General features: G+C 66.1%; 18 protein-coding genes. 6 read left to right on the forward strand and 12 right to left on the reverse strand.

What is annotated here, in order from left to right; translation table 11 throughout:
- Nucleotides 1–30: 30 nt before the first annotated feature.
- The 4 genes from NIBR502772_RS20075 to NIBR502772_RS20090 all read right to left on the reverse strand — a co-directional run bounded on the left by NIBR502772_RS20075 (nucleotide 31) and on the right by NIBR502772_RS20090 (nucleotide 5209).
- Nucleotides 31–1533, reverse strand: a complete 1503-nt coding sequence (locus NIBR502772_RS20075) for a rhamnulokinase family protein (protein ID WP_141141505.1) — start codon at nucleotides 1531–1533, stop codon at nucleotides 31–33.
- Nucleotides 1530–3566 carry a bifunctional aldolase/short-chain dehydrogenase gene (locus NIBR502772_RS20080; RefSeq protein WP_141141506.1) on the reverse strand — a complete coding sequence of 679 codons (2037 nt, stop codon included), beginning with the start codon at nucleotides 3564–3566 and terminating at the stop codon, nucleotides 1530–1532. The genes NIBR502772_RS20075 and NIBR502772_RS20080 overlap by 4 nt, the downstream gene beginning before the upstream one ends.
- Nucleotides 3567–3570: 4 nt before the next feature.
- A complete protein-coding gene (rhaI, locus tag NIBR502772_RS20085; RefSeq protein WP_141141507.1) occupies nucleotides 3571–4749 on the reverse strand; it encodes an L-rhamnose isomerase in 1179 nt (392 codons plus the stop codon).
- A 103-nt stretch (nucleotides 4750–4852) separates the two neighbouring features.
- The gene (locus NIBR502772_RS20090) at nucleotides 4853–5209 is read right to left on the reverse strand and encodes an L-rhamnose mutarotase (protein WP_141141508.1); all 357 of its coding nucleotides are present in this window, start codon (nucleotides 5207–5209) and stop codon (nucleotides 4853–4855) included.
- A 149-nt stretch (nucleotides 5210–5358) separates the two neighbouring features.
- Between NIBR502772_RS20090 and NIBR502772_RS20095 the strand changes: the two genes are divergently transcribed.
- The 4 genes from NIBR502772_RS20095 to NIBR502772_RS22540 all read left to right on the forward strand — a co-directional run bounded on the left by NIBR502772_RS20095 (nucleotide 5359) and on the right by NIBR502772_RS22540 (nucleotide 8667).
- Nucleotides 5359–6390 carry a LacI family DNA-binding transcriptional regulator gene (locus NIBR502772_RS20095; protein ID WP_141141509.1) on the forward strand — a complete coding sequence of 344 codons (1032 nt, stop codon included), beginning with the start codon at nucleotides 5359–5361 and terminating at the stop codon, nucleotides 6388–6390.
- Between the two features lie 121 nt (nucleotides 6391–6511).
- Complete coding sequence (locus tag NIBR502772_RS20100) at nucleotides 6512–6976, forward strand: iron chaperone (protein ID WP_141141510.1); 465 nt, start codon at nucleotides 6512–6514, stop codon at nucleotides 6974–6976.
- Between the two features lie 107 nt (nucleotides 6977–7083).
- Nucleotides 7084–8478 (forward strand): FAD-binding oxidoreductase, encoded by a 1395-nt coding sequence (locus NIBR502772_RS20105; RefSeq protein WP_141141511.1) that lies wholly within the window; start codon nucleotides 7084–7086, stop codon nucleotides 8476–8478.
- Between the two features lie 27 nt (nucleotides 8479–8505).
- On the forward strand, nucleotides 8506–8667 hold the full coding sequence (locus tag NIBR502772_RS22540; RefSeq protein WP_168223587.1) for a hypothetical protein: 162 nt from the start codon (nucleotides 8506–8508) through the stop codon (nucleotides 8665–8667).
- A gap of 10 nt (nucleotides 8668–8677) precedes the next feature.
- On the opposite strand, the gene NIBR502772_RS20110 is transcribed toward NIBR502772_RS22540, so the two are convergent.
- From NIBR502772_RS20110 to NIBR502772_RS20145, 8 genes are all read right to left on the reverse strand, one after another.
- On the reverse strand, nucleotides 8678–9349 hold the full coding sequence (locus tag NIBR502772_RS20110; protein ID WP_141141512.1) for a DUF1961 family protein: 672 nt from the start codon (nucleotides 9347–9349) through the stop codon (nucleotides 8678–8680).
- Complete coding sequence (locus NIBR502772_RS20115; RefSeq protein WP_141141513.1) at nucleotides 9350–10078, reverse strand: rhamnogalacturonan acetylesterase; 729 nt, start codon at nucleotides 10076–10078, stop codon at nucleotides 9350–9352. It lies immediately after the preceding gene.
- A gap of 87 nt (nucleotides 10079–10165) precedes the next feature.
- Entirely contained in the window at nucleotides 10166–11038 is an 873-nt protein-coding gene (locus tag NIBR502772_RS20120) for a carbohydrate ABC transporter permease (protein ID WP_141141514.1), read from the reverse strand.
- Nucleotides 11038–12012, reverse strand: coding sequence for a sugar ABC transporter permease (locus NIBR502772_RS20125; RefSeq protein ID WP_141141515.1), 975 nt, complete (start codon nucleotides 12010–12012; stop codon nucleotides 11038–11040). The genes NIBR502772_RS20120 and NIBR502772_RS20125 overlap by 1 nt, the downstream gene beginning before the upstream one ends.
- Nucleotides 12013–13542: an extracellular solute-binding protein gene (locus NIBR502772_RS20130; RefSeq protein ID WP_141141516.1), complete on the reverse strand. Its 1530-nt coding sequence runs from the start codon at nucleotides 13540–13542 to the stop codon at nucleotides 12013–12015. It lies immediately after the preceding gene.
- 95 nt (nucleotides 13543–13637) lie between these two features.
- The gene (locus NIBR502772_RS20135) at nucleotides 13638–16280 is read right to left on the reverse strand and encodes a hypothetical protein (RefSeq protein ID WP_141141517.1); all 2643 of its coding nucleotides are present in this window, start codon (nucleotides 16278–16280) and stop codon (nucleotides 13638–13640) included.
- Nucleotides 16277–18397, reverse strand: coding sequence for a beta-galactosidase (locus NIBR502772_RS20140; RefSeq protein ID WP_168223588.1), 2121 nt, complete (start codon nucleotides 18395–18397; stop codon nucleotides 16277–16279). The genes NIBR502772_RS20135 and NIBR502772_RS20140 overlap by 4 nt, the downstream gene beginning before the upstream one ends.
- Nucleotides 18390–19091 (reverse strand): YesL family protein, encoded by a 702-nt coding sequence (locus NIBR502772_RS20145; RefSeq protein WP_141141519.1) that lies wholly within the window; start codon nucleotides 19089–19091, stop codon nucleotides 18390–18392. The genes NIBR502772_RS20140 and NIBR502772_RS20145 overlap by 8 nt, the downstream gene beginning before the upstream one ends.
- A 337-nt stretch (nucleotides 19092–19428) precedes the next feature.
- Between NIBR502772_RS20145 and NIBR502772_RS20150 the strand changes: the two genes are divergently transcribed.
- Both NIBR502772_RS20150 and NIBR502772_RS20155 read left to right on the forward strand, forming a co-directional pair.
- A complete protein-coding gene (locus tag NIBR502772_RS20150; RefSeq protein WP_246848603.1) occupies nucleotides 19429–20724 on the forward strand; it encodes a Gfo/Idh/MocA family protein in 1296 nt (431 codons plus the stop codon).
- Nucleotides 20724–24068, forward strand: a complete 3345-nt coding sequence (locus NIBR502772_RS20155; protein WP_141141520.1) for a family 78 glycoside hydrolase catalytic domain — start codon at nucleotides 20724–20726, stop codon at nucleotides 24066–24068. The genes NIBR502772_RS20150 and NIBR502772_RS20155 overlap by 1 nt, the downstream gene beginning before the upstream one ends.
- Nucleotides 24069–24093: the final 25 nt, after the last annotated feature.

Here is a 24093-nt window from a genome sequence, read left to right on the forward strand (position 1 = left end):
GCTGGATGGTTGCCGCTGGGTGGCGGGCGGTTACAGGCGGGAGAGCTGCGGCGTGAACGTCTGCAGCTCGTGGGAAGACACCACCAGTCGACGCAGTTCCGTGAGCCCCCCGCTGACGTGCCCGGCGGCACGGGCCTGGACCAGGACATTCCCGACGGCGGTCGCTTCCACCGGCCCGGCCATCACCTTTTTGCCCGTGGTGTCGGCCGTGAGCTGGCAGAGGAGCCCGTTCTGGGAGCCGCCCCCCACGATGTGGACCACATCCACGGTGCGCTCCGCCAGGCGTTCTGCGTCCGCGATGGCCCGCGCGTAGCCCGTGGCCAGGCTGTCCATGATGCACCGGGTGATGGCCGCCTGGTTATCAGGCAGGATGTCTCCGGTATGGCGGACCGTGGCACGGATGCGGTGGGGCATGTTGTCCGGGGCGATGAACGCTGAATCGTCCGGGTTGATCTGCGGGCCGCCCGGGGGCAGCGCCGCTGCGGCGGCCAGCAGGTCAGCGAGTTCCGGGGTGTGGCCTTCGGCGGCCCAGGTCCGCTGGCATTCGCTGAGCAGCCAGAGCCCGCCCATGTTGCGCAGGTAGCGGATGGTGCCGTCCACGCCGCGTTCGTTGGTGAAGTTCGCTGCCCGGCTGGCTTCGGTCATGACCGGATGATCCAGTTCCAGCCCCACCAGGGACCAGGTGCCCGAGGAGATGTAGGCGAAGTCCTCCTCCTGGGCGGGGACTGCGGCGACGGCAGAGGCGGTGTCGTGCGAGCCGACGGCCACCACGTTGGTGCCGGCCGGCAGTCCCACCCTTGAGGCGATCTCCGGCAGCAGCGTGCCAACGGTCTCGCCGGGCTCGATCAGCGGCGGGAACAGGTCTTTCCGCAGGCCCAGGGCGGTCAGGAACTCCGTCGCCCAGTCCCCCGCGACTGCGTCAAACAGACCTGTGGTTGAGGCATTGGTCGATTCCGTGCGGCGGACTCCCGTCAGGAAGAAGGCGATGAGGTCCGGGATCAGCAGCGCCTGCAGACCGTCCAGGTCACGCTCCGTGGCCAGCTGGTACAAGGTATTGAACTGCAGGAACTGCAGGCCGGTGGTGCCGTAAAGCCGGGCAGGGTCCAGTTTCCGGTGCACGGGCGCGACGGCGGCTCGGCTGCGGTCATCGCGGTAGCTGTAGGGCTGGGCCGTGAGCTCCCCCGCCTTGTTGACCAGGCCGTAGTCCACCGCCCAGGTGTCGATCCCGATGCTGGTGATCGTTTCGCCCTGCAGCGCCGCCACGGTGGCGGCGGCAGTCAGGCCCGCGAGGACCTCGGCGAACAGGGCGTCGAAATCCCAGCGGAGGCCGGCGTCGATCTCCACCACACCGTTGGGAAACCGGTGCACCGTCTCCAGCTCCACGCTCCCGGCCGCGGCGGCACGGCCGTCGAGGACCCGGCCCAGGATGACCCGGCCGGAGGACGCGCCGATGTCGACGGCGGCGAACACACTGCGGGCGGAAGTACCGCCGCCGTCGACACCGCCCGGTGCATGGGATGCGGTTGTGCTCATCGCAGGAAGGCTGCGGCCACCCCGGCGTCCACGGGGATGTGGAGGCCGGTGGTGTGGGACAGTTCGCTGCTGGTGAGGACCGCGGCGGCGTTGGCCACGTGCTCGGGCAGGACTTCGCGCTTGAGCAGGGTCCGCTGGGCGTAGTACTTGCCCAGCTCCTGCTCGTCCACGCCGTAGACCGCGGCGCGCTTGGCGCCCCAGCCGCCGGCGAAGATGCCGGAGCCGCGGACCACGCCGTCGGGGTTGATCCCGTTGACGCGGATGCCGTATTCGCCCAGTTCGGCCGCGAGGAGCCGGACCTGGTGCGCCTGGTCGGCTTTGGTGGCGGAGTAGGCGATGTTGTTCGGGCCGGCGAAGACGGAGTTCTTGGAGGAGATGTAGATGATGTCCCCGCCCATGTCCTGGGCGATCATGACCTTCGCGGCGGCCTTGGAGACCAGGAAGGAGCCCTTGGCCATGACGTTGTGCTGGATGTCCCAGTCTTTCTCGGTGGTTTCCAGCAGCGGCTTGGAGATGGACAGGCCGGCGTTGTTGACCACCAGGTCCAGCCCGCCGAAGGCGAGCACCGCTTCCTGGATTGCGGCGGCGATCTGCGCTTCGTCGGTCACGTCGGCCTGGACGCCGAGGGCGACGTCCGCGCCGCCCAGCTCCGCGGCGACGGCCTGGGCGTTCTCCAGGTTCAGGTCGGCAATGACCACGCACGCGCCGTCGGACGCCAACCGGGTGGCGATCGCCTTGCCGATGCCTGACGCCGCCCCGGTGACCAGCGCGATGCGGGAGGCATGCGACTTGGGCTTCGGGAGGCGCGCGAGCTTCGCTTCCTCGAGGGACCAGTATTCGATCCGGAACTTCTCGGATTCCTCGATCGGGGCGTAGGTGGAGATCGCCTCAGCCCCGCGCATCACGTTAATCGCGTTGAGGTAGAACTCGCCGGCCACCCGGGCGGTCTGCTTGTTGGCACCGTACGAGAACATGCCGACGCCCGGGACCAGCACGATGGCCGGGTCCGCGCCGCGCAGCGCCGGGGAATCCTGGTCCGCGTGGCGGTCGTAGTAGGCCTGGTAGTCCTCGCGGTAGGCGGTGTGGAGTTCCTTCAGCCGGTTGATGGAGTCCTCGATCGAGGCCTCCGCCGGGAGGTCCAGGATCAGCGGCTTGACCTTGGTCCGCAGGAAATGGTCCGGGCAGGACGTGCCCAGCGCGCCCAGGCGCGGGTGCCCGGCAGCTGCCAGGAAGTCAAGGACGACGGCGTCATCACTGAAGTGCCCCAGCTGCGGTTTATCCGTGGAGGCCAGGCCACGGATCACCGGTGCCAATGCTGCGGCCTTGGCGCGGCGCTCGGCTTCCGGCAGCGGACCGTAACCCGTCAGGCGGGAACCGAAGGGTTCGGCCTTGCCGTTCTCCTCGATGTACTTCTCGGCCTGCTCAATGATCCACAGCGAGTTCTGTTCTGCTTCTTCGGACGTGGCGCCCCAGGCGGTGATGCCGTGGCCACCCAGGATGGTGCCGATGGCCTGCGGGTTGGCGTCCTTAATCGCCGCGATGTCCAGGCCCAGCTGGAAACCGGGACGGCGCCACGGAACCCAGAGGACCTTGTTGCCGAAGATCTTGGTGGTCAGCGCCTCGCCGTCCACCGCCGTCGCAATGGCGATCCCGGAGTCCGGGTGCAGGTGGTCCACGTGTGCGGCGTCCACCAGGCCGTGCATGGCGGTGTCGATCGACGGCGCGGCGCCGCCTTTCCCGTGCAGGCAGTAATCAAAAGCGGCCACCATCTCATCTTCCCGTTCAACGCCCGGGTAGACATTCTTCAGCGCGTTCAGCCGGTCCAGGCGCAGCACCGCGAGGTTCCCCGCTTTGAGTGTGCCGAGGTCCCCGCCGGAGCCCTTGACCCACAAAAGCTGGACATCCTCACCCGTGACCGGGTCCTTCTCCGTGCCTTTGGCCGACGTGTTGCCGCCGGCAAAGTTGGTGTTGCGTTTGTCCGCGCCGAGGCGGTTGGAACGGGCAATCAGGTCTTCAACAGTCGTGTTAGTCATGCTCTTATGCGCCCCATCCGGCTTGCTGGCCGCCGATGCGGTCCTCGTTGATCTGTTTCTGGTAACCACTGGCCCTGAACGCGGCCATCGGGTCCGCGGGCAGGCCGCGGGATTCACGCCATTCGGCCAGGATGGGCCGGACGTCGGTGTAGAAAGCGTCGTTGAACACGCCGTTGGCGGCCAGGACGTCCCCGGACCGCTGGGCCTCGCCCAGGGCGGCGGTGTCCACGAGCAGGGCCCGGGCCGTCATTTCCTGGACATTCAGGACCGAGCGGATCTGGCCCGGGATCTTCTCCTCGAGGTTGTGGCACTGATCCAGCATCAGGGCCACGTGTGAGTTCTCTCCTGCGGACGTGCCGAAGCCGCCGCCGCGGATGACCTCGCACATAATCCGGAACAGCTGGAACGGATCCGCAGCACCCACGATCAGGTCATCGTCGGCGTAGAACCGGGAGTTGAAGTCAAAGGAACCCAACTTGCCCAGCCGCAGCAGCTGCATCACGATGAACTCAATATTCGTGCCCGGCGCGTGGTGGCCGGTGTCCAGGCAGACCAACGCCTTCTCCCCCAAAGCCAGGGTCTGCGCGTAGGAGGTGCCCCAGTCCGGAACATCGGTGTGGTAAAAAGCCGGCTCGAAGAACTTGTACTCCAGGACCAGCCGCTGGTTCTCGCCCAGACCCGCGTAGATCTCCTGCAGCGACTCGGCCAACCGGTCCTGACGCCCGCGCATATCGTCCTGGCCCGGGTAGTTCGTCCCGTCCGCCAGCCAGATCTTCAGGTCCTGCGAGCCCGTGGCGTGCATAATCTCGATGCACTCAAGGTGATGGGCAACCGCACGCCGCCGCACGGACTCACTGGACGAGGTCAGGGAACCGAACTTGTACTCGTCATCCTGGAAGGTGTTCGAGTTGATGGTGCCCAGGCCCACGCCCAGGCCGGCCGCGTACTCCTTGAGGGCGGCGTAGTCATCCACCTTGTCCCACGGGATATGCAGGGCCACTGTGGGAGCGAGGCCGGTCAGCTCATGCACCTTGGCGGCGTCCGCGATCTTCTCCTGCACCGTCCGCGGGGTTCCCGGCGTGCCGAACACCTTAAAGCGCGTGCCTGAATTTCCATAAGCCCACGAAGGGACCTCGATGGCAAGCTCCCCGAGCCTGCCAAGCACCGTTGCTACGTCATTCATGTTGGTTCTTCCCGGTCTTAGTGATGTGGTCTGTTGTGCTGTGGTCTTTGGTGACGTGGTCCGTTGTGCTGTGGTTCCTGCGGCCGCCAACGGGGCCAGCGCCTCAGCTGCTAGTGGACTCCGCCGCCGCGAGCCGATCGTCAAGATTGAAGACTTCCTCAAGGACCTGGAACCCTTCGTCGGGCGCCTGGTCCGGATTGTCTGGGTTATCAAAAAGCGTGGCCATCTCGGCCTGCCAGCGGGCATTGACCTCGGTCAGCGCCATCCGCGCCCGGACGGCGTCGAAATCGTCGCATTCGACGTAGCCCACCAGGAGCCCGTCCGCACCCATGAACAGCGAGTAGTTGTTCCAGCCGGCGTCATTCAACGCACGGAGCATTTCCGGCCACACCGCCGCGTGCCGCCGTCGGTATTCGTCGATCAGCTGTGGCTGGACCGAAGAGCGGAAACACACCCTCATCTGCAACTCCCCTGAACTTTCCCTGGTTTGAATCGTTTCATTGTTACGATTCAAAGTACTCTTGAAGTCAAGTAGGTGTCAAGCAATTTCCAGACCACATCCGGAACTACGGGAAAAGTGCCGCACACGGCATATCAGCACGGAGAAACATGAATCGCTCAGCCAGCATCAAGGACGTCGCCAACCATGCCAGTGTTGCCGTGGGAACGGTCTCCAACGTCCTGAACTACCCGGACAGGGTTTCCCAGCGGACCAAGGAGCGCGTGCAGCGGGCCATCGATGAGCTCGGCTTCGTCCGCAATGACGCCGCCCGCCAGCTACGCGCCGGCCACAGCAGGACCATCGGGCTGATTGTGCTCGACGTCGGCAACCCCTTCTTCACGTCGGTGGTCCGGGCCGCGGAGGATGCCGCAGCCCTCCAGGGCAGTGCCGTGCTGCTGGGCGACAGCGGCCACGATGCCAGCCGGGAATCCAACTACATCGACCTGTTCCAGGAGCAGCGCGTGCAGGGCCTCCTCATCTCGCCCGTGGGTGACGTGACGGCGCGTATCGACCAGCTCCGCGAGCGCGGTGTCCCCACCGTTCTGGTGGACCGGCTCGCCGATGAGACCAAGTACAGCTCCGTCTCAGTGGACGACGACGCCGGCGGTTACCTCGCTGCCCGGCACCTGCTGGACACCGGCCGCCGTCGGCTCGCCTTTGTGGGCGGCCCCACCTCCATCCGCCAGGTGGCGGACCGACTCCAGGGCGCAGAACGCGCCGTGAAGGAGGAAGCCGATGCCACGCTGGAGGTCCTGGATTCCGACGGCCAGACCGTGCTGGCCGGCCGGAGCGTGGGCAACACGCTGGTGGAGCGGGGGCCCGGCGAGCTGCCGGACGGCATCTTCTGCGCCAACGATCTGCTTGCCCTGGGTGTGATGCAGTCACTGACCATGACGCACACGTTGCGGATCCCGGAGGACATTGCGCTGATTGGGTACGACGACATCGACTTCGCCGTCTCCGCCGTCGTCCCCCTCTCCTCCATCCGGCAGCCCACCGAAGCCCTGGGGCGCACGGCCATCGAGCTGCTGGCCGAGGAACTCGAGTCCGACACTCCAAAGCACCGGGCCGTCATCTTCACCCCCGAACTGGTGGTGCGCCAGAGCACCGCCCCGGCCAAGGGATCCTCCGCCGGCTAGGGATTTCCGGTTCGAGCAGTTGTGTATTCGAGCAGTTGTGTATTCGAGCAGTTCTGGAGAAGTCTCCTCGGCGCCCGGACACTAGCGTGGACTCCAAGAGACCACCAAGGAAGGAACCGCAATGACGGACACGAACAAGACCGACACGAGCACCAAGTCGTACGACGGCTTCGATGCGGACGAACGGGCCGCAATGAAGGAACGGGCCCAGGAGCTCAAGGCTGCATCGCGAAAAGGGGCCCGCGCCGCCAAGCCGGATGGCGAAAGCGATGTGCTCGGGAAGATCGCCGAGATGTCGGACCCGGACCGCGCCATCGCCGAACGGCTGCATGCCATCATCACGGACAACGCCCCGGAACTCGCGCCGAAGACCTGGTACGGAATGCCTGCCTACGCCAAGGACGGCAAGGTGGTCTGTTTCTTCCAGCCCGCGGACAAATTCAAGGCACGGTACGCGACGCTCGGATTCAGCGACCCCGCAAACCTCGACGACGGCAACATGTGGCCCACCTCCTATGCCCTGACCAAGCTCACTGCCGCAGACGAAGCAAGAATCGTCGAGCTCGTGAAGAAGGCGGTCAGCTAGCGGCTCAGCCTGCTCCGGACGGAGGCGCCCGAGCTGCCGCAATTTCCTCTTGCCAGTTCGTGCCAACGGTGGGACTCTGCTGGAAGAGCGAGAGGTCCGTGAGTCCCATGGAACAAAGCACGGAGATCGACGGCGTTGCGGTCGATGAATTACAGACATCCTTTCGGGGCGACGTCGTCCGTCCGGTTGACGCTGGTTACGATGAGCATCGCAGGGTGTGGAACGGGTCGATTGACCGCCGGCCCGCACTGATAGCCCGCTGTACCGGCGTCGCAGACGTGCGAGCTGCCATCCGGTTCGCCCGCTCGCAGAACCTGCGGGTTGCCGTGCGGGGAGGCGGTCACAGCTTCCCCGGGCTGTCAGTGTGCGATGACGGAATGCTCATCGATCTCGGGCCTATGAAGGGCATCCGGGTGGACCCCGAGGCGAGAACGGCACGTGTCCAGGCCGGCGTACTGCTCGGCGAGCTCGACCGGGAGACGCAGGAGTTCGGTCTCGCTGTCCCGTCTGGAGTCGTGACCCACACCGGGGTGGCGGGCCTGACCCTCGGCGGTGGCATCGGCTGGGTCATGCGGAAGTACGGGCTCACGGTCGATCAGCTGCTGTCTGTGGACGTGGTCACCGCCGACGGCGAGCTGGTCAAGGCAAGCGAGAACGAAAACGCCGACCTCTTCTGGGGCGTGAGGGGTGGCGGCGGGAACTTCGGCATTGTCACCGACTTCGAGTTCCGGCTTGTCTCTGTGGGTCCGTACGTTATGGCCGGGCCCGTGTTCTGGCCAATGGAAGATGCCCCCGAAGTGCTCCGCTTTTATCGGGACTGGATCGGGGACTGCCCCGACGAGCTTATGACCATCGCCGTGCAGCGAAGGGCACCGGCGCTGCCGATCGTGCCGCCCGAGCTGGTGGGCAAGCTCGTCATTGCGGTCACCGCCTGCTACGCGGGACCGGTCGAGGACGGCGAACGGGCCCTTCGCCCGCTCAAGGAGTTCGGTTCGCCCGTGCTCGATCTTTGCCGGCCCAAGCCCTTCCTGGAGCATCAGAGGACCTTTGATCCGTCCTTCCCGCACGGCTGGCATTACTACGTCAGGTCCTGTGACGTCGCGGCCCTCAGCGACGACGTCATCGACATCGTGGTGGAGCACGGCAGGCGCATCACCTCGCCGGTCACCAGCATCGCCCTGTGGCAGATGGGCGGTGCGGTGGGCAGGATCGACGACGGTGCTACCGCCTTCAACGGCCGCCAGGCCGGGTTCACGTTCAACATCAACGGCAACAGCAAGACCGCCGACGGCTTCGACGCCGAGCGGCAATGGGCACGCGACTACTGGTCTGCCCTGGCGCCCCACCACACCAGCGTCTACGTGAACTTCCTGATGGAAGAGGGCGAGGAACGTGTCAGGCACGCGTACGGCGCCGCCAAGTACGACCGGCTCAAGGCACTCAAGCGCAAATACGACCCAACCAACTTCTTTAGCCTGAACCAGAACATAAGGCCCGACTGAACACTTAGTCATGGATCGGAGAACGTCATGCTAAAAACCCTGCTCTGCAAGATGAATCTGCGCCACGATTGGCACATCCAAAGCACGGACGACGGCGGCCGCTACCGGCGCTGCGCACGCTGCGGTAAGTACCAGGAAGGCAGCAGCGGCGGCAGGAATGGCAACTGGGCAGCGCCGCTGGGCATGTGACGAACCGCTGTTAGATTTTCTGCACCCTGAGGTTCCGGTACGCGGCCTTCAGCGGCGCCATCTGTCGGAAACCGATGCGGCCACCGCCCAGCACATTCTCCGACGGGTCCCACCAGTCAAAAAGGGGCAACCCGTTGATGGAGAACACCACCTGCGGGCCGTCCTTCACCACTTCCATCCGGTAGAAGTCCGCCGCATCCTCGGTGGGCGGCAGCGGATCCGCACCCTGTGCCACCAGCTCAAAGCCGGCGCTTTTCCGCAGGTTGCACGTACGGAAAGCCCGTTCGGACTCGTACTTGTGCCGGAAGTAGGAGACGTGCAGGGCGTCGATGTCGCCGGAGTGGTACTGAGGGTAGTAACCCGTCCGTGGTGCCAGGCCGGCGGAGAACAGGTCGCGGCCGCCATGACCCGCGGCTGCGAAGAACAGCATGGCCAGGCCCGGCTCCGCGATGGGCAGGAACTCCCAGCTGATCCGGATCCCGTCCGGAAACTCCTCCGGGCACCAGAACGTCCAGTGCGCGTGGTCCCCGAACTCCTCATCGTCCAGCGAGCCGGACAGCTCAAGTGCACCGTTGTGGCTTCCCGTCAGCAGCGGCCCTTCCGCCACCCAGCCGGCCACGTCCGCCGGGCCGGCGAGGGGGTTGCTGTACAGCAGGCCGGTACTGGCTTGCGGCCCGCGCACCTAGCTCCGCCCCGAAGACGGATGTCCCGCCGTCGTGAGTCCCGCCGTCGCGCTGTCCGGGGAGCCTAACCGGCGCGGGCCGAAGCCGAGCCGCCCAAGTTGGGCGGCAACCTCCGCCGCTACGAGGGACGCGCCGCGCTGGGAGAAGTGCGTATTGTCCGCCAGACCCGCCGGCCAGAATGCGTGTTCGCCCGGTCCGAAGTGGCAGAACAGGGACTGCGATTCCGCAACCCCCAGCTCCACATACAGCGCACGCGTCCAGGCGTTAAGGTCGACGGCGGGCAGCTGCAGCTCAAGCGCGAGCTCCCGGACCACGTCGGGGTAATCCTCCAGGCTGTCCTCCAGGACTGCGCCCGACGCCGGCCCGCCCAGGAAGTGCCGGCGCTCCACCGATGTGCAGAGCACCGGCACTGCGCCCAGGTCACGGACCTCCGCCACCATGGCGCGCAGGTTGGCGGCGTAACCCGTCCTGGCCGCGAGGTGGACCCTCTTCTGATCGTTGTGCCCGAACTGGATCAGGACAAGATCGCCCTCCGCCGCGGTTTCGAGCAGCTGCCCCCAGAGCCCTTCCTCGCGGAAGGACTCCGTGCTGGCACCGCCCTTGGCGAAGTTGTGCACCGCAGCCCAGGAGTACACATGCCGGGGCAGCCGCGCTCCCCAGCCACTCATGGGGTACTCGTAAGTGGGGCAGTTTGCCACCGTGGAATCTCCGGCGAGCAGGATTTTCATGCTGTTCTTTCTTTGCGTTGCTCTATCACTTATGGTCCCTAAAACGGGGTTTTGAGGACCATAAGTGATAGCTCAAATGGATGGGGGTCAGCCTTTGACCGAGCCGATGAGCATGCCTTTGGCGAAGTGTTTTTGCAGGAAGGGGTAGAAGATGAGGATGGGCAGGGTGGCGACGACGATGACGGCGAATTTGATGCCCTGCTCCGGGGGTATGTAGTTCGGGTCCACGTTCCCGGTGCCCAGAAGGTCCGAGGAAGCGGTGACCTGGCGCAGGTACATCTGCAGCGTCCATTTGGAGTTGTCGGACAGGTAGAGCAGCGGTGACATGAAGTCGTTCCAGATGCCCACGGCGTAGAACAGCGCGAACGTTGCCAGCACGGGTTTGGAGAGCGGGAGCAGGATCCTCCAAAGGATCCCCACCTCGGTGGCGCCGTCCATCTTCGCGGATTCCTCCAGCTCGGCCGGGAGTTCCTGGAAGAAGTTTTTGATGATGATCAGGCTGAACGGGTTGATGGCCGCCGGCAGGATCAAAGCCCAATAGGAGTTGAGCAGGCCGAGGTCCTTGACCAGCAGGAACGTGGGGATCATACCGCCGGAGAAGACCATGGCGAAGACCACCAGGGACATGATGAGCTGGCGGCCGCGGAGGTTCCGTTTGGCCAGCGGGTAGGCCATGGTCACAGTCAGGATCAGCTGGACCACGGTTCCGACGGCCGTGACCAACACCGTGGTGACCAGGGCGCGGATGAACGCGGGCGTGGAGAAGATGTATTCATAGGCGCCCATGCTGAACTGCTCGGGCCAGACGAAGAAGGCCCGCCGGGTGATTTCGGCTTCGGTGGCGAAGGAGCCGGCGAAGACGTAGATGAACGGCAGCAGTGTGATGATGCCGATCAGGCTCAGGAAGACGTAATTGGCGGCATCGAAGATCCGCCCGCCGGTGGTGTTATGAATCTTCATTAGAACAGTCCGCTCTGGTTGAACCGCTTGGCCAGGGCGTTGGTGCCGAAGATCAGCACGATGCCCACCAGGGACTTGAACAGACCCACGGCGGTGGAGTAGCTGTAGGCGCCCTGTGTGATGCCCACGAAGTACACGTAGGTGTCGAAGACCTCGGCCACCCCGCGGTTCAGGGCGTTGGTCATGAGGTAGATCTGCTCGAAGCCGGTGTTGAGCATCTGCCCGATCGCCAGGATCAGCATCACGATGATGGTGGAGCGGATCCCGGGCAGGGTGATGTGCCAGACCCGGCGGAACCGGCCGGCGCCGTCGATGATGGCGGCCTCGTACTGGTCCTGGTCCACGGTGGCCAGGGCGGCGAGGAAGATGATGGTCCCCCAGCCGGTGTTCTTCCAGATGTCCTGCAGCACGATCAGCGGCCGGAACCAGGCCGGGTCCGAGAGGAAATCGATGTCCGTTCCCAGCACGTTGTTGATGAACAGGAACAGCGGCCCGAAGTCCAGGGCGAACAGCAGGAAGCTCAGCGACGCCACAATCGTCCAGGACAAAAAGTGCGGGATGTAGACAAGGGTCTGGACGGTGCGTTTGAGGATGGAGAGGCGGACCTCGTTCAGCAGCAGCGCCAGCACGATGGTCAGCGGGAACGCGATGCCCAGGCTCAGGAAGGCCAGGATCAGGGTGTTGCCCAGCAGCCGACCGAAGTCCGGGTTGGAGAAGAAGTCCGCGAAATGCTGGAACCCCACCCACGGGCTGGCGTTCACACCCAGGAACGGAACGTAATCCTTGAACGCGATGGACACCCCGTACATCGGGGCGTAGCGGAACACCGCGAAATACAGCACGCCGGGCAGCAACAGCAGGTACAGCCATTTGTAATGCGCGAAATGGACCGAAAACTTGCCGCGTTTCCGCGGAGCGGGCGCAGTGGACTGCACTCGCTCCGCGGACTCGGTGTCAATGACAGGGGCTGACATCTACTTGCTGTCCTGCCAGAGCTTGTTGATCTCTTCCTGGACCTTGTCGCCGCCGCTGGTCTTCCAGAGCTTGATGGCGTCTTTCAGGCCCTGCTCATCGATCTGGCCAGCAAGGTACTTGATCCGGGCGTCCGCAACGATGTTGTCCAGCTGCGCACCCTTGGCCACATAGGTAGGCGACACGAAGGCCGCGGCCGGGTTGTACACGGCGCTCTTCAGATCCTTTGCCATGACCTCAACGCGCTTGTCGAAGACTTTCTGCTCGTAGGCCGAGGCCTGCTTCACCGGGTAGAAGTTGTTGCCGGTGACGTTGGTGCCCAGCTGTGCATAGCTCTTGATGTCAGTGTTGACGACCTTACCCTCGGGGGTTTCGGGCTTGATAGTGGCTGCCTTGCCGCCCTCGACGGCGAAGTTCACGCCGTCGATGCCGTTATTGAAAAGCGTGGCTACTTCCTTGCCGTTCATGGTGTTCAGGAATTCCAGCACCGTTTTCAACTCAGCCTCGGTGCGGACACTGGTCTTGGGAATGGCCAGGAAGCCCGAGTAGCCGTCCGTCGGGTGTGCGTTGAGTTCGCCGTCCGGTCCCTTGAGGTTGCCGACGAAACCCACCTTATTTTCGAAGTCGTTGGGGTTGGCCTGCTTGAAGAGGTTGATGAGGACACTGACTCGGGAGTCGACGTCGACAATGATGCCGCCCTTGCCGTTAAAGAACGGCTCGTTCCACTTAGTGCCGTCGAACGTGGCGAAGTCGGGGTTGATGAGCTTCTCGTCCACCATCTTCTTGACGAAGCGGTTGGCTTCGAGGAACTCCTCGGTCTCGAAGCTCGGGATCAGCTTGCCGTCTTTTTCGGTCCACCGGTTACCCGCGCCATACCATTCTTCAATGATGTCGTAGGGGCTGTTGGAGCCCAGTGCGCCCCACTTGGGGATGGTGATGCCCCAGGTGTCGTCCTGGCCATTGCCGTCCGGGTCCTGCTCCGTGAATGCCTTGGCCACGTTGTAGAGGTCCTCGGTGGTTTCCGGCGCCTTCAGGCCGAGCTTGTCCAGCCAGTCCTGGCGGAACATCACGGCCGCACGCATCGGTCCCCGTGCCCGGAAGATGCCGTAGACCTTGCCATTGACGCTGGCGTTGTTCTGCACCTCGGGGAAGGTGGTCTTGAGGTTGGGGTACTCGTCCAACTTGTCCGTGAGGTCCCAGAAGGCGCCGGCCTCGGCGTTCTTGACGAACCCTGGGGATTTGCTCTGCACCACCAGTACGTGGGGGATCTCGGAGGAGGCAAGGGTGATGTTCATTTTGTCTTCGTAAGAGGCGTTCGGCGTCCACGTGATGTTGACGTCCTTGCCGGTGAACTCCTCTAATTTCTGCTGTACGGCCCCGTCAGGTGTGGGCGGCTGTGCTTCCAGGAACGGAGCCATCACGTTGATCGTGGAGAGGTCTGCCGACTGGGTTTCACCGGCTCCACACGCTGTGAGGGTCAGTGCCGTGGCGGTCACGACGGCGGCGGCCAGGCTGAGTTTTCTGGTAATCATGTTGTTCCTTGTCCACTTCTTCGGGGTTGGGTCCGGCAGTTCAGTTCACCGGTGTCGTTGGTGCAGTTGTGTTGGTGCAGTTGTGTTGGTGCTGTTCAGTTGGTGATGCGGGTCAGGTCGTGAGGGTGGTTTGCCCAGCGTGGCTCCCCCGGCGGGCCGACCAGCTCCAGGCAGAGCATGGCGTTGAGGCCCCACTGGGAGGCCCAGTTGGTGGAGACGTTGGGGTGTTCGACGACGGGACGCCAGGTCTGTGCCTGCTGCAGCGATGCGGCGAAAGGGGTTGTCAGCCCGCCGCCGGCGTTCTCCAGCAGGATCTTCCAGGCAGTGGCAGCGAGTTCCTCGTCGCGGTAGTACCAGGCGCCGTAGGCCATCATTCCGGTGGCCATGGACGGCCAGCTGAAGTGCGAGTCGTCCAGGGCGCCGCCGGTGAGGCGCTGCTTTTCGCCTTCTGGCAGGGCGTAGAACCTGCCGAAGTCGGCGAGCATCCGCCGGAAGCCGTCATGGTCCAGCGCCTCGGCCACCTCCATCCACACCTGCGGGGCACCGAAGGCGATGATCATGTGGAAGCCGCCCTCCGTCCCCGTGAACAGGTGGTGCAGGTCCAGGGCCGAGGCGTCGAGCTCCAGGGTGGGTCCGGAGAGCAGTCCGTGGGGCATGGCCTCAAGCTGGCTGATGCCCTTGGTGATCCGGTCCTTCCACTGGGTGTGGCCAGTACGTTCCCATTCGCTGAACCAGTTGGACACCAGTGCGGACCAGTCGGGCCCGATCCGGATGTGCGTCCGGTCCGGGGTCCGGTCGTAGAACTCACGCATGGGGTCCAGCCGGTCCAGGGCGTGTTCGGCGTCGCGTACTTCGGAGAGAAGCTCGCCGATGCGTTCGTCCCCGGTGAGGAAGTAGTAGTAGCGGTGCAGGCCGGCCATGCTGATCCGGACTTCCTTGCAGCCGCAGCCCCAGTGGACCACGTTGTGGCGGGACCCCAGCTGAGAGTATGCGCCGAAGTGGTGCCGGTCCACTTCCGCGCTGTGCCAGGTCATGGCCTGGGCGAGGCGGAAGGCGCGGGCGTCGCCGCTGCGCAGGAACGTCTGCCAGAGCCACATGTTGGGTGCCAGTTCGTTGTTGGCCCAGGCGAAACCACCGAGGTCATAACGCCACTGGTGGCGGTACTGGTCGTAGCTGTGCATAAAGTCGCCGTAGTTCCAGTAGCCGTACCAGCCGCGCTGCTCCACTTCCTGGGTGTAGAACTCCACGAGCCCGTCAAGCCGCTGTTCCACGGCCGCGCCGGCGGGCACCGTCTCCGGCAGCCCCCACGTGGTTCCGGCGGCGCGGGAGGAGTAGTACAGCTCCGGATCGCAGACGGGCTGGGCGGGCTGCTGGCGTTCGCAGGCCAGTTCCCACAGCCAATCGCCGGACGGTGAAGAGTCCAAGAAGTCAAAGGAGATGTGGGACGTGTTGGCCACGCCTTCCGGGGTGGAGCGAAGTTCGTCGAAGCCCTCGTAGGCGCTGGGAACGTGGCATTCATCGGTGTAGTGACGCAGGTCCATGGGTTCCACTGACTCGGCCCAGGACCATGCAGTGAACGCGGCGGAATCACCGGCCATGCCGTCCACTTCCAGGGCGGCCGGGAATTTCTGCCAGAAGCCGCGCAGGGTGACGGCCACGCCGCCAGTGGCGTCCCCGGCGTACAGCAGTCCCTGGCTGCGGTGGCCTTTGCCCATCCGGACGGGCAGCAGCTTGGCTTTGGTCTGCTTCTCCAGCCGGAAGTAGTCCTCCGATTCCTGCGTCAGGCGGAAGTTGGACCAGACGGCGTTCTGCCGTCCGACGGCGAAGACCGCAGCGGTTTCCGGCGTCTCGCTGACGGCCTGGCCAGCGAGCTGGCGCGCATAGTCGGGGTTGTCGCCGCTGAACGGACGGCTGTAGAGCGACTGCACGGGTTCGGTGTAGACGGCGGTGTCCCCCGCGATGCTGACGCGGCGGTTCAGCAGTTCCCCATTGAGGCTGCGGTCCAGCCGCAGCCCGACGCCTTTGATGATCCGGTCCTTGGCTGCGTCCTGGAACAGCAGTGTCTGTGTAACCTGAACGGTGGCCTGCCCGGCGAAGAACGTGAGGCGGATGATGAACCGGAGCAGTTCGGTGCCACCCGCGGCGACAGAGCCCTCAATCCGGACCACCGTCCGCACGGAGCCTGGAGTTTCGATGTCCGCGGACTCGACGCTGGCCTGGGCATCAGGTGCACTGACCACCAGCCGCAGGGCATCGCCGAGCTGCCGTCCGTCCGGCGCGGTGAAAGGGTCGGTGAGCTCGCCGCCCGCCTTCCGGGGACGGGCTTCCGCGGTCTGACTACCGGCACCCGCCGACTGGGTACCGGAGGGGATAGTCACCGTGAAGGCTCCGGTGTCCACGCGGATGGCACCGCCCTCGAAGGAAGCCAACGGGCGGGTCGGCAGGGCGTCGGACAGTGCCCGTTCGGATCCCAGGACTGGTGCCGGTTCCGAGGCGAATGCACCCGCCAGCACCGGCTCCAGGGCAGCAGCCTCCGTGGCGGCCGGAACGACGGCGGCATGGGCAGTCCATTTAACGGTGCCGTCCGCCCAGTAAGCCAGCGGCCTGGCCTCATGGGCCAGCGCGGCGTCGGCCAGCCGAATGCCGGGGACGCCCGCTGCGTCCAATTGCCCCTGCGCCCACGGCCTGCCGAACTGCACAGCCGTGTCCACGCGTGGTGCTTGCTCAAGCCATTTCACAGTGAGTGCTCCTCTTTGATGTCTTCCAGAACCAGGTAGTCGTAGGCGCCCAGGGTGTGGACGCCGGCGGGAAGGGTAAGCGCGGGGTGGCTGGCGTGGCTGGCGTGGCTGCCGTTGTCGGCGTGGACCGACTGTTTGCCCAGCAGTTTGCGGGTGGGCCGCAGGAGAGTGAACGTTCCCGGCTCGCCGCCCATGTTGACCAGCCAGTGCTGCCGCCGGCCGTTGCGCCAGCGCAGATATTCGGCCACCGTGCCACCCGCGGTTCGGACACGCGGCAGGACCCCGGCACACGCGTACTCGGCGACGGCAGCCAGCGCCGCGCCGCCCTCGTCCGCGCGGCCGTCGTCCGGTCCGCCGGTTCCCGCGCCGGCCCCTGGATAGGAACCGAGCAGGATCATCCGGCCGGCGCCGATCCGGCGTTCGGTGGAGAATTCAAGGCCATCCGCGGGACCGGAGGTGACCGTGCCGATAGCCGTGGCCGCCCCGGGCGCGTCATTTTCGGGAAGCCGGAAGAAGGTGCTCATTCGGGAGAGGACGACGTCGTGGCCCAGGATGCTGCCCCGGGAAGCTGACCCGGTGGCCGGGAACTGGAAGACGGATTCGACGCCGGCGGCGGCCTCCAGCCCGCCGAGGGCGGAGTCGGCATGCCAGGTGTGGTGCTCCGTGCGGCCTCCGGTGCCGGGCCCGCAGACCCAGGTGCCGCCGTCGTGCACCCACTGCAGGATCCGCTCCCGGTCCTGCTCTGGGAGGTGGTGGACGAACAGGGTGAAGAGCACGCGGAAGCCGGCGAGGGAGGCCTCCACCGGAATCAGTGACCGCTGGATTCCGGCCCGGACCAGTCCTGCGTGGAAGGCCGAGATCAGGCCGCGGTAGCCAACGCTGTCGCCCGCTTCGGTCTCCAGGAATCCCTTGGCGTGGTCCGAGTAGTGGACGGCGACGGCGGGCTGGGCCGGGCTGCTGTGGTCCAGCAACGGCTTCACCGCCGGGAGCAGCCGGCCTATGGCGTCGGCGCTGGCGTGGCCGATGGTGGGCTGGCCCCAGGCGCTGACCACCGAACCGTGCGCCTGTTCGCTGCCGCCGCGGTGCTGGCGGAAGTGCCAGAACAGGAATCCGGCGGACCCCGAGGCGTAGTTGGCGAAGGCCTCCGCTTCCACGAACCCGTGCGGGTGCGGCACTCCGTAGTGCCGCACCGAGCCGCCGTGGCTGGGGCTGGTCTCCATCAGGACCGTGCGGCGGGACTTTGCCAGGCGCGGGAAGTAGTCCAGGTTCATCAGGAACGCGGAATGGTTGTTGGCCGAGGGGTAGGTGTCGAAGCTGGAGAAATCCAGGTGCTCGAAGAGCGCGGCGTTGTCCAGGTCGAAGCCGAAGCCGCTGTTGTGGGTCACGGGAAGGCTGCTGTGGCCGCGGATGATGCCCGCCTGTTCGCGGGCAAACCCGTTGATGCATTCCTGGCTGAACAGCCTGAAATCGTTGACCAGCGAGGTGTTGTGGAGGAACGGCGTGGGGCCGGGAAGGGGCACCTGCGCAAAGTTTTGATACGTTTCACTCCAGACCGCGGAATGCCACGCCTGATTGAGCAGATCAACCTCCTGGTAGCGGGCGGCCAGCCACCCGGTCCAGAGGTCACGGCAGGTTGCGCAGTGGCAGCCGCCCACATGGGACTTGAACTCGTTGTCCAACTGCCACGCGAGAACCCTCCGGTCATTCCCGACGGCGGCCACCATGGTCTTGGTTATCCGCGCGGCGCGGTCGCGGAAGACAGGATTGTTGGTGCAGATGTGCTGCCGGGAGCCGTGACCCAGCGCAACGCCGTCGGCCGTGTGGTGCAGGCGTTCCGGGTGGCCATGGGTGAGCCAGACCGGCGGGGTGGCCGTGGGAGTGCAGACAATGGCGCTGAGCCCGTTGGCGCCGAGCACGTCAAGGGCGCGGTCCAGGACGTCCAGGCAGATCTCCCCATCCTCCGGTTCCAGGGCGGACCACATGAACTCGCCCAGCCTGGCCGTGTTCATGCCGAGCCGGCGCATGTGGGCAGCGTCGACGGCGAACGTGGCGGCGTCCAGGACCTCCGGATAGACGGCCGCGCCATACAGGAGCCGGCCGGCAAAGAGCTCATCCAACAGGTGCCCCCTGCCGGTTGGATCGGGCGACGTCGGGGCGCACGATGTCGTCGCTTGCTTCCTGGAGTGCGGCGAAGGCAGCGACGGACTCGTCATTGGCGGCAAAGAACCGGTCGCACAGCCAGCCTGTTACGTACAGCCAGGCGCCGATGCTGAAGAAGGGGATGAGTCCGGGCAGGGCGCGGCTCGCGTAGACGGCTGCGGCCGTGAGGAACAGCAGGATGACTGTGCCCGCCAGGTGGCGGACAGTGAATCGGGAGCAGATCATCAGGTACTGGCCCAGCGGCAGTTCGTAGCGGGCGTACATCGGGAAGAGATAGCAGACCACCCCGGCGAGGAAGATGGCTCCAACAAAGGTGCCGGCCGCCACCAGCCGGGACATCAGGTCCCCGGCGCCGGACGAGTAGTTCCAGTTCATCGCCAGGGCCACGGCCACCGCCATGACGGACAACGCCAGAGCGTTGGCACGGACGAAGTTCGCGAAGTATTCGCGGGTGAACGACTTAAGCAGCGGGGCGGCTTCTCCACGCGCCCGTCGACGGACCAGGATCTGCGCCGCGGCCGTTGCAGGACCCGCACCCAGGACACCCAGGCCCAGCAGGGTGAAGATGATCCACAGCATGTTGAGGCAGGCAATCCAGAGCAGGGTGTCAAAGAACGAGTAGGCTCGTGCACTGAAATTTCCAGCCAGCATGGCAAAGCTCCTTCGGTTCTCCATCGTTGCAGAAACGCGTCCATGAGTGGCGGGCGTCACCTGAGTAATCGGTTTCTCGAAATCTAGACCTCTGACGGCGGGCGGGTCAAGCAAATTTTTGAATCGTTACATTACTGGACTCGGCACCCCACCATAGTCCACACTGGACCTTGGAAAGCGCTTGCCGAATGATGTATCAGCGAGCGCCAAGGGCGTGCCAGCCCCGTATCCGCCTGCCAGCGCCGGTATCGCGGGAACGCCGCATCGTCCGCTCCGGCTCCGTCACGACGGCCGCCGGTGCCAAGATTTTGTGCCTGCGGGCAGAAACGGAGATCCATTGGGAACGCCAGCCGGCACCGCCGCCGAGTCACAGTCCCGGGCTGCAGATCCTGTCCAGACCGACGGTCTTGGTGAGGCCCAGGATCCTGTTCGGACCGAAGACCCCGACCCCGCCCAGGCGCCCGCGCCGGCGCCCGCCCCGGAGCAAGTCCGCCCGGCGCGGGTGGCGCTGGTAGGCGTCCACGGCTTCGGCGCCCACCACCTGGGCAACCTTGAACGGCTGCAGGCCGCCGGCGTCGTCGAACTCGTAGCGGTAGCCGATCCCCAGCCGCCGGCACCGGGGTCCGTGCCGGCAGCAGCCGCAGTGTTTCCTGGGCTCACGGAACTTCTGGCGGGCACCCCGGACCTGGACGTGATCATTGTGGCCACGCCCATCCAGACCCACGCCCCGCTGGGCCTCGCCGCCCTGGCCACGCAGGCTGACCTGTACCTGGAGAAGCCTCCCGTGGCATCCCTGGCCGACTTCAACACCCTGTGTGAGGCCGCCAAGGCATCCGGCCGGAGCGTGCAGATCGGCTTCCAGAGCCTGGGCTCGCACGCATTGGCGGCCATCGACGAACTCGTGGCCAGCGGCACCATCGGCACCATCGAAGGCATCTCGGCAACCGGCCGTTGGGTCCGCGACAAGGCCTACTTCAAGCGTTCCCGCTGGGCCGGGAAGCGGAGCATTGACGGCATCGACGTGGTTGACGGGGTCGCCACCAATCCGCTGGCCCATGCCGTGGCAACCGCCCTCCGGATCGCCGGCGCCCGCACCATTGAAGATGTCGCCTCGGTGGAAACCGATCTCTACCGGGCCAATGACATCGAATCCGACGACACCTCCGTCATCCGGATCCGCACCGCCAAGGGACTTCCCGTCACCTGCGCACTCACCATCTGCGCCACCGAATCCGCGGAACCTTACATCACACTGCAGGGCTCGCGGGGCAAGGCCGTGTTCCACTACACCGAAGACCGCCTCACCGTGACCACCCCTGCCGGGCAGACGGAGCAGGTCTTCGGCCGGGACGACCTCACGGAGAACCTGCTGGCCCACCGCCGCGAAGGCAGGGAACTCATCAGCCCGCTCCTGGACAGCGGAGCCTTCATGCTGGTGCTCGAAGCCATCCGGACCGCACCGCTGCCGGCCCTGATCGACGGCGCCTACATCCACTGGGAGGGTGACGGCGACGCCGCGCACGCCGTCGTCGTTGGGATCGAGGAGGCCTTGGAGCGTGCCACGCAAGAGCATGCGACTTTCAGCGAGCTCGGCCTGCCCTGGGCCCGGGCAGCACGCGGAACTGCCTCCTGATGGGCGCCTCCCCCACCCAGGAAGCCACCCCCACGCGGACCCGACAAGGCCAGCTGCAGGCAGCCGGCCTGCTGACCGACGGCTTGGCGCACTGCCTCACTGCGTCGCTGCGCCCCGTGTTTGGCTGGACACTGGCCCGGCCGGCGGACGCCGACCCCGCCGCGGCCCGGCAGACAGGCTACGAAATCGCCGTCGAGGATTCGTCCGGAGCGGAGGTCTGGCACTCCGGACCCATCCCCTCATCCCGCCAATCCGGGATCCCCTACGGCGGTCCGGAACTGGCCGAGGACGCGGACTACAGCTGGCGCGTCCGGGTGAGCGACGCCGCCGGAAACCCCGGCACCTGGTCCGAAGCGGAGATCTTTAGCACCGGACTTTCGGACAGCGGATGGGATGCCGACTGGATCCACCGGGCCCCGGGCGGGCGGGCTCCATTGGACGTCCTCGAAGGCGCCCTTCGCGTCGCCGGTTCCCCGTTCCTGCCCATTCCCTGCCCTCCCGTCCGCCGTTTCTTGCTGGAATCACGTCTCCGGCCGGTGATGGGGTGGGCCGGCCTGCTCCTTCGCAGCAGCGGACCGGGCACTGGATTGCTGTTGGAACTGAACACGGCAGGCAATGTGGTGCTCCGCCGCGCCCCGGAATGGGACATCCCCGCCCCTGCCACTCCGGACACCGAGGTGCTGGCCAGCGCCCAGCTGCAACGCAACGCCGTTGCCAGCCAGGAACGGCTGCCCGGCAAGGACCTGGTCCCCGGCACCTGGCAGGATCTGACAGTTTCCGACGACGGGGCCACCGTCACCGTTAGCCTCGACGGCGTTGAACTGCTCACCGTCAACGAGCCGATCCCCGCGGGGTTCGAGGGTCGGTTCGCGCTGCATCAGGGTCCCCGCAGCCAGGCCGAGTACGCCTCGATTCGGATCACCGACCGCGCGCCCGCTGACACGACTCAAGCCGTCGGCAAGGTGCTGCTCGACCACCGGTTCAGCGCCGGCCCGGAAGAGGCCCGCGCGTTCCTGGGCCACTGGGCACAAACCACGGCGCACCGGCAGCCCGACGAGTGGACACTTTTCCGCAGCACCGTCCTGCTCACGGGAACTGTGGCCCGGGCACGCCTCTTTTTGGCTGCGAGCCATCATGCGCAGGTGGCGTTGGACGGCACCGCCTGCCTGAGCACCACCTCTTTCGGCTACCCCGGCGAGGGATATTACGACGCCGCCGACGTCACCGCGCTGCTCGCGGCGCACACCCCAGGAGTGCCGAAACAGTCGGGCCATCGGGGCCAGCCCACTCCGCAGCAGCCCGCGGAAATCCAGCTGACCGCCCTGCTGCACTGGTACGGCCCCGGCCAGGGCAGGGCTGCCGGCGTTCCCGGGCTGTTGGTCCGCCTCAGCGTGGACTACGCCGACGGCCGCCGCGAGGTCTTCGGCTCCGGCCCGGACTGGACCGCCACCGAGGCCCCGTACCGGCAAGCGGGCTACCGGAACGATGAGGGCGATCCCGTGGAGCACCTCGACGGGCAGGCTGCGGCCGCCCTGGATGCAGGCCAGGACATGCCCCCGGCCCTGAGCTACGGCCCCCACCCCACCCCGGAATTCCCCGCCCTTCACCCGCGGCGCACCTCCATGGCCGAGACCTTTGCTGCTCCGGAAACTTTCCTGACCGCGGCCGACGGAACACTGGTGGCGGACTTCGGCCGGGTCATCCCGGCACGCCCGGAGGTGGACTTCCGCACCGGCGTGGCCGGGCGGACCTTCATGATCCGGGCCGGCTACTCCCTGGACGCGGCCGGCCGGGTGGACCGGAGCAAAACGGCCAGCCAGAACACCGACATGTCCTTCCCTTACACCCAGGCCGAGGGCCCGCAGCAGTTCCGCGCCACCGTGCACCTGGGCTTCCGCTACCTGGAACTCCCCGGAGTGGAGGCATCGGACCTGACCCGGGTGGGCGCCGTCGTCATTCACGGGCAGCACCCGCAGGAGGGGAGCTTCAGCAGCTCCGACGCCACGCTGGACGCGGTGTTCCGGTTGCTGCGCAATTCAGCACTGCACGGGGTCCAGGAGCAGTTCGTGGATACGCCCACCAGGGAAAAAGGCCAGTTCCTGGCCGACGCCGTCAACATTTCCTACGCCACCATGGCCCTGTTCGGCGAGCACGCCTACACGGCGCAGGCACTACGGGAATTCGGCTGGTCGGCCGGCCGCTACTGGACCGCCGGTGAGGACCGGGGCCGCTACAACGCGGTCTACCCCAACGGCGACGGGAAGCGGGACATCCCCGACTTTTCACTCATGATGCCGGAGTGGGCCGAGGAGTACCATCTGCGCACCGGCGACCTCGCCCTGGTGGAAGAATTGCTCCCGCACCTGCGCGCCACCGCCGACTATGCGCTGCGGTACCTTGCCACGGAAGGCCCGACGGCGGGACTGGTCACCGAACTCGGCGGCGGCTCCGGCCCCTACGTCCACGGCATTGTGGACTGGCCCGCGCCCGGCCGCTTCGGCTACGACATGGACTGCGCCGCCAAGACAACCGTCAACGCGCAGGCGTACTCGGCCCTGATGTCCACGGCCCGGTTGTGCAGCCTGGCCAGCCAGGAGGACGCGGCCGTCCGGTACGCCGGCCATGCCGGGGCTCTCGCGGAAACCATCCGCACGCGCCTGCGCGTGGGCGGCGTGATGGTGGACGGCCTGCACGCCGACGGCACACCCAGCTCCCACGCGTCCCAGCACGCCACCTCCTTCCCGCTGTCCCTGGGGATCACCGATCCTGCGTTTTCAGCGGCAGATGCGCAGCGGATCGCAGGCCAGGGCATGCGACAGGGGCCCATGACCGTGCATCGGCTGGTGCGGGCACTGCTGTCGGAGGGGCTGACGGACGCCGTCCTTGATCTGCTGACAAACCCAAACCAGCCCGGCTGGGCGCGGCTCCTGGAGGCCGGCGCCAGCTTCACCTGGGAAGCCTGGGAACTTGTGGACGGCACGGATTACAGCCAGTCGCACGCCTGGTCCGCCTCCGTGGTGAAGGAAATCCTGGAGCTCCTGCTCGGGGTCCGCGTGAGTGTTCCGGGCGGCAGCGAAGTGGTCATCGAACCGCCGGTGTGCAGCCTCGAACATGCCAAAGGAAGCGTCCCGCTGCCCAACGGCGCCGTCGACGTCGCCTGGCGGCGGACCGCCACCGGAATGCAGCTGCAGTGCACGGTTCCCGCGGGCGTCACCGCCACCGTCAGGCTCCCTGCCGGACGTTACCGGATCCAGGGGCCGACGGCGGAGCCCGCCGTCGTGGGTTCGCGTGACTTCAGGATCCACGCAGGAACCTGGACCTTCACGCCCTCCGACCAAAACTGACGGAAACGACGAACGACGCCGGATG

Origin of the sequence: Pseudarthrobacter sp. NIBRBAC000502772 (assembly GCF_006517235.1) — a bacterium.
GTDB lineage: Bacteria > Actinomycetota > Actinomycetes > Actinomycetales > Micrococcaceae > Arthrobacter.

Coding starts and splice junctions, on each gene's coding strand:
- NIBR502772_RS20080 (WP_141141506.1), bottom strand. CDS start 3,566: ATGACTAACACGACTGTTGAAGACCTGATTGCCCGTTCCAACCGCCTC.
- NIBR502772_RS20125 (WP_141141515.1), bottom strand. CDS start 12,012: ATGTCAGCCCCTGTCATTGACACCGAGTCCGCGGAGCGAGTGCAGTCC.
- NIBR502772_RS20075 (WP_141141505.1), bottom strand. CDS start 1,533: ATGAGCACAACCGCATCCCATGCACCGGGCGGTGTCGACGGCGGCGGT.
- NIBR502772_RS20105 (WP_141141511.1), top strand. CDS start 7,084: ATGGAACAAAGCACGGAGATCGACGGCGTTGCGGTCGATGAATTACAG.
- rhaI (WP_141141507.1), bottom strand. CDS start 4,749: ATGAATGACGTAGCAACGGTGCTTGGCAGGCTCGGGGAGCTTGCCATC.
- NIBR502772_RS20130 (WP_141141516.1), bottom strand. CDS start 13,542: ATGATTACCAGAAAACTCAGCCTGGCCGCCGCCGTCGTGACCGCCACG.
- NIBR502772_RS20120 (WP_141141514.1), bottom strand. CDS start 11,038: ATGAAGATTCATAACACCACCGGCGGGCGGATCTTCGATGCCGCCAAT.
- NIBR502772_RS20095 (WP_141141509.1), top strand. CDS start 5,359: ATGAATCGCTCAGCCAGCATCAAGGACGTCGCCAACCATGCCAGTGTT.
- NIBR502772_RS22540 (WP_168223587.1), top strand. CDS start 8,506: ATGCTAAAAACCCTGCTCTGCAAGATGAATCTGCGCCACGATTGGCAC.
- NIBR502772_RS20100 (WP_141141510.1), top strand. CDS start 6,512: ATGACGGACACGAACAAGACCGACACGAGCACCAAGTCGTACGACGGC.
- NIBR502772_RS20115 (WP_141141513.1), bottom strand. CDS start 10,078: ATGAAAATCCTGCTCGCCGGAGATTCCACGGTGGCAAACTGCCCCACT.
- NIBR502772_RS20145 (WP_141141519.1), bottom strand. CDS start 19,091: ATGCTGGCTGGAAATTTCAGTGCACGAGCCTACTCGTTCTTTGACACC.
- NIBR502772_RS20090 (WP_141141508.1), bottom strand. CDS start 5,209: ATGAGGGTGTGTTTCCGCTCTTCGGTCCAGCCACAGCTGATCGACGAA.
- NIBR502772_RS20155 (WP_141141520.1), top strand. CDS start 20,724: ATGGGCGCCTCCCCCACCCAGGAAGCCACCCCCACGCGGACCCGACAA.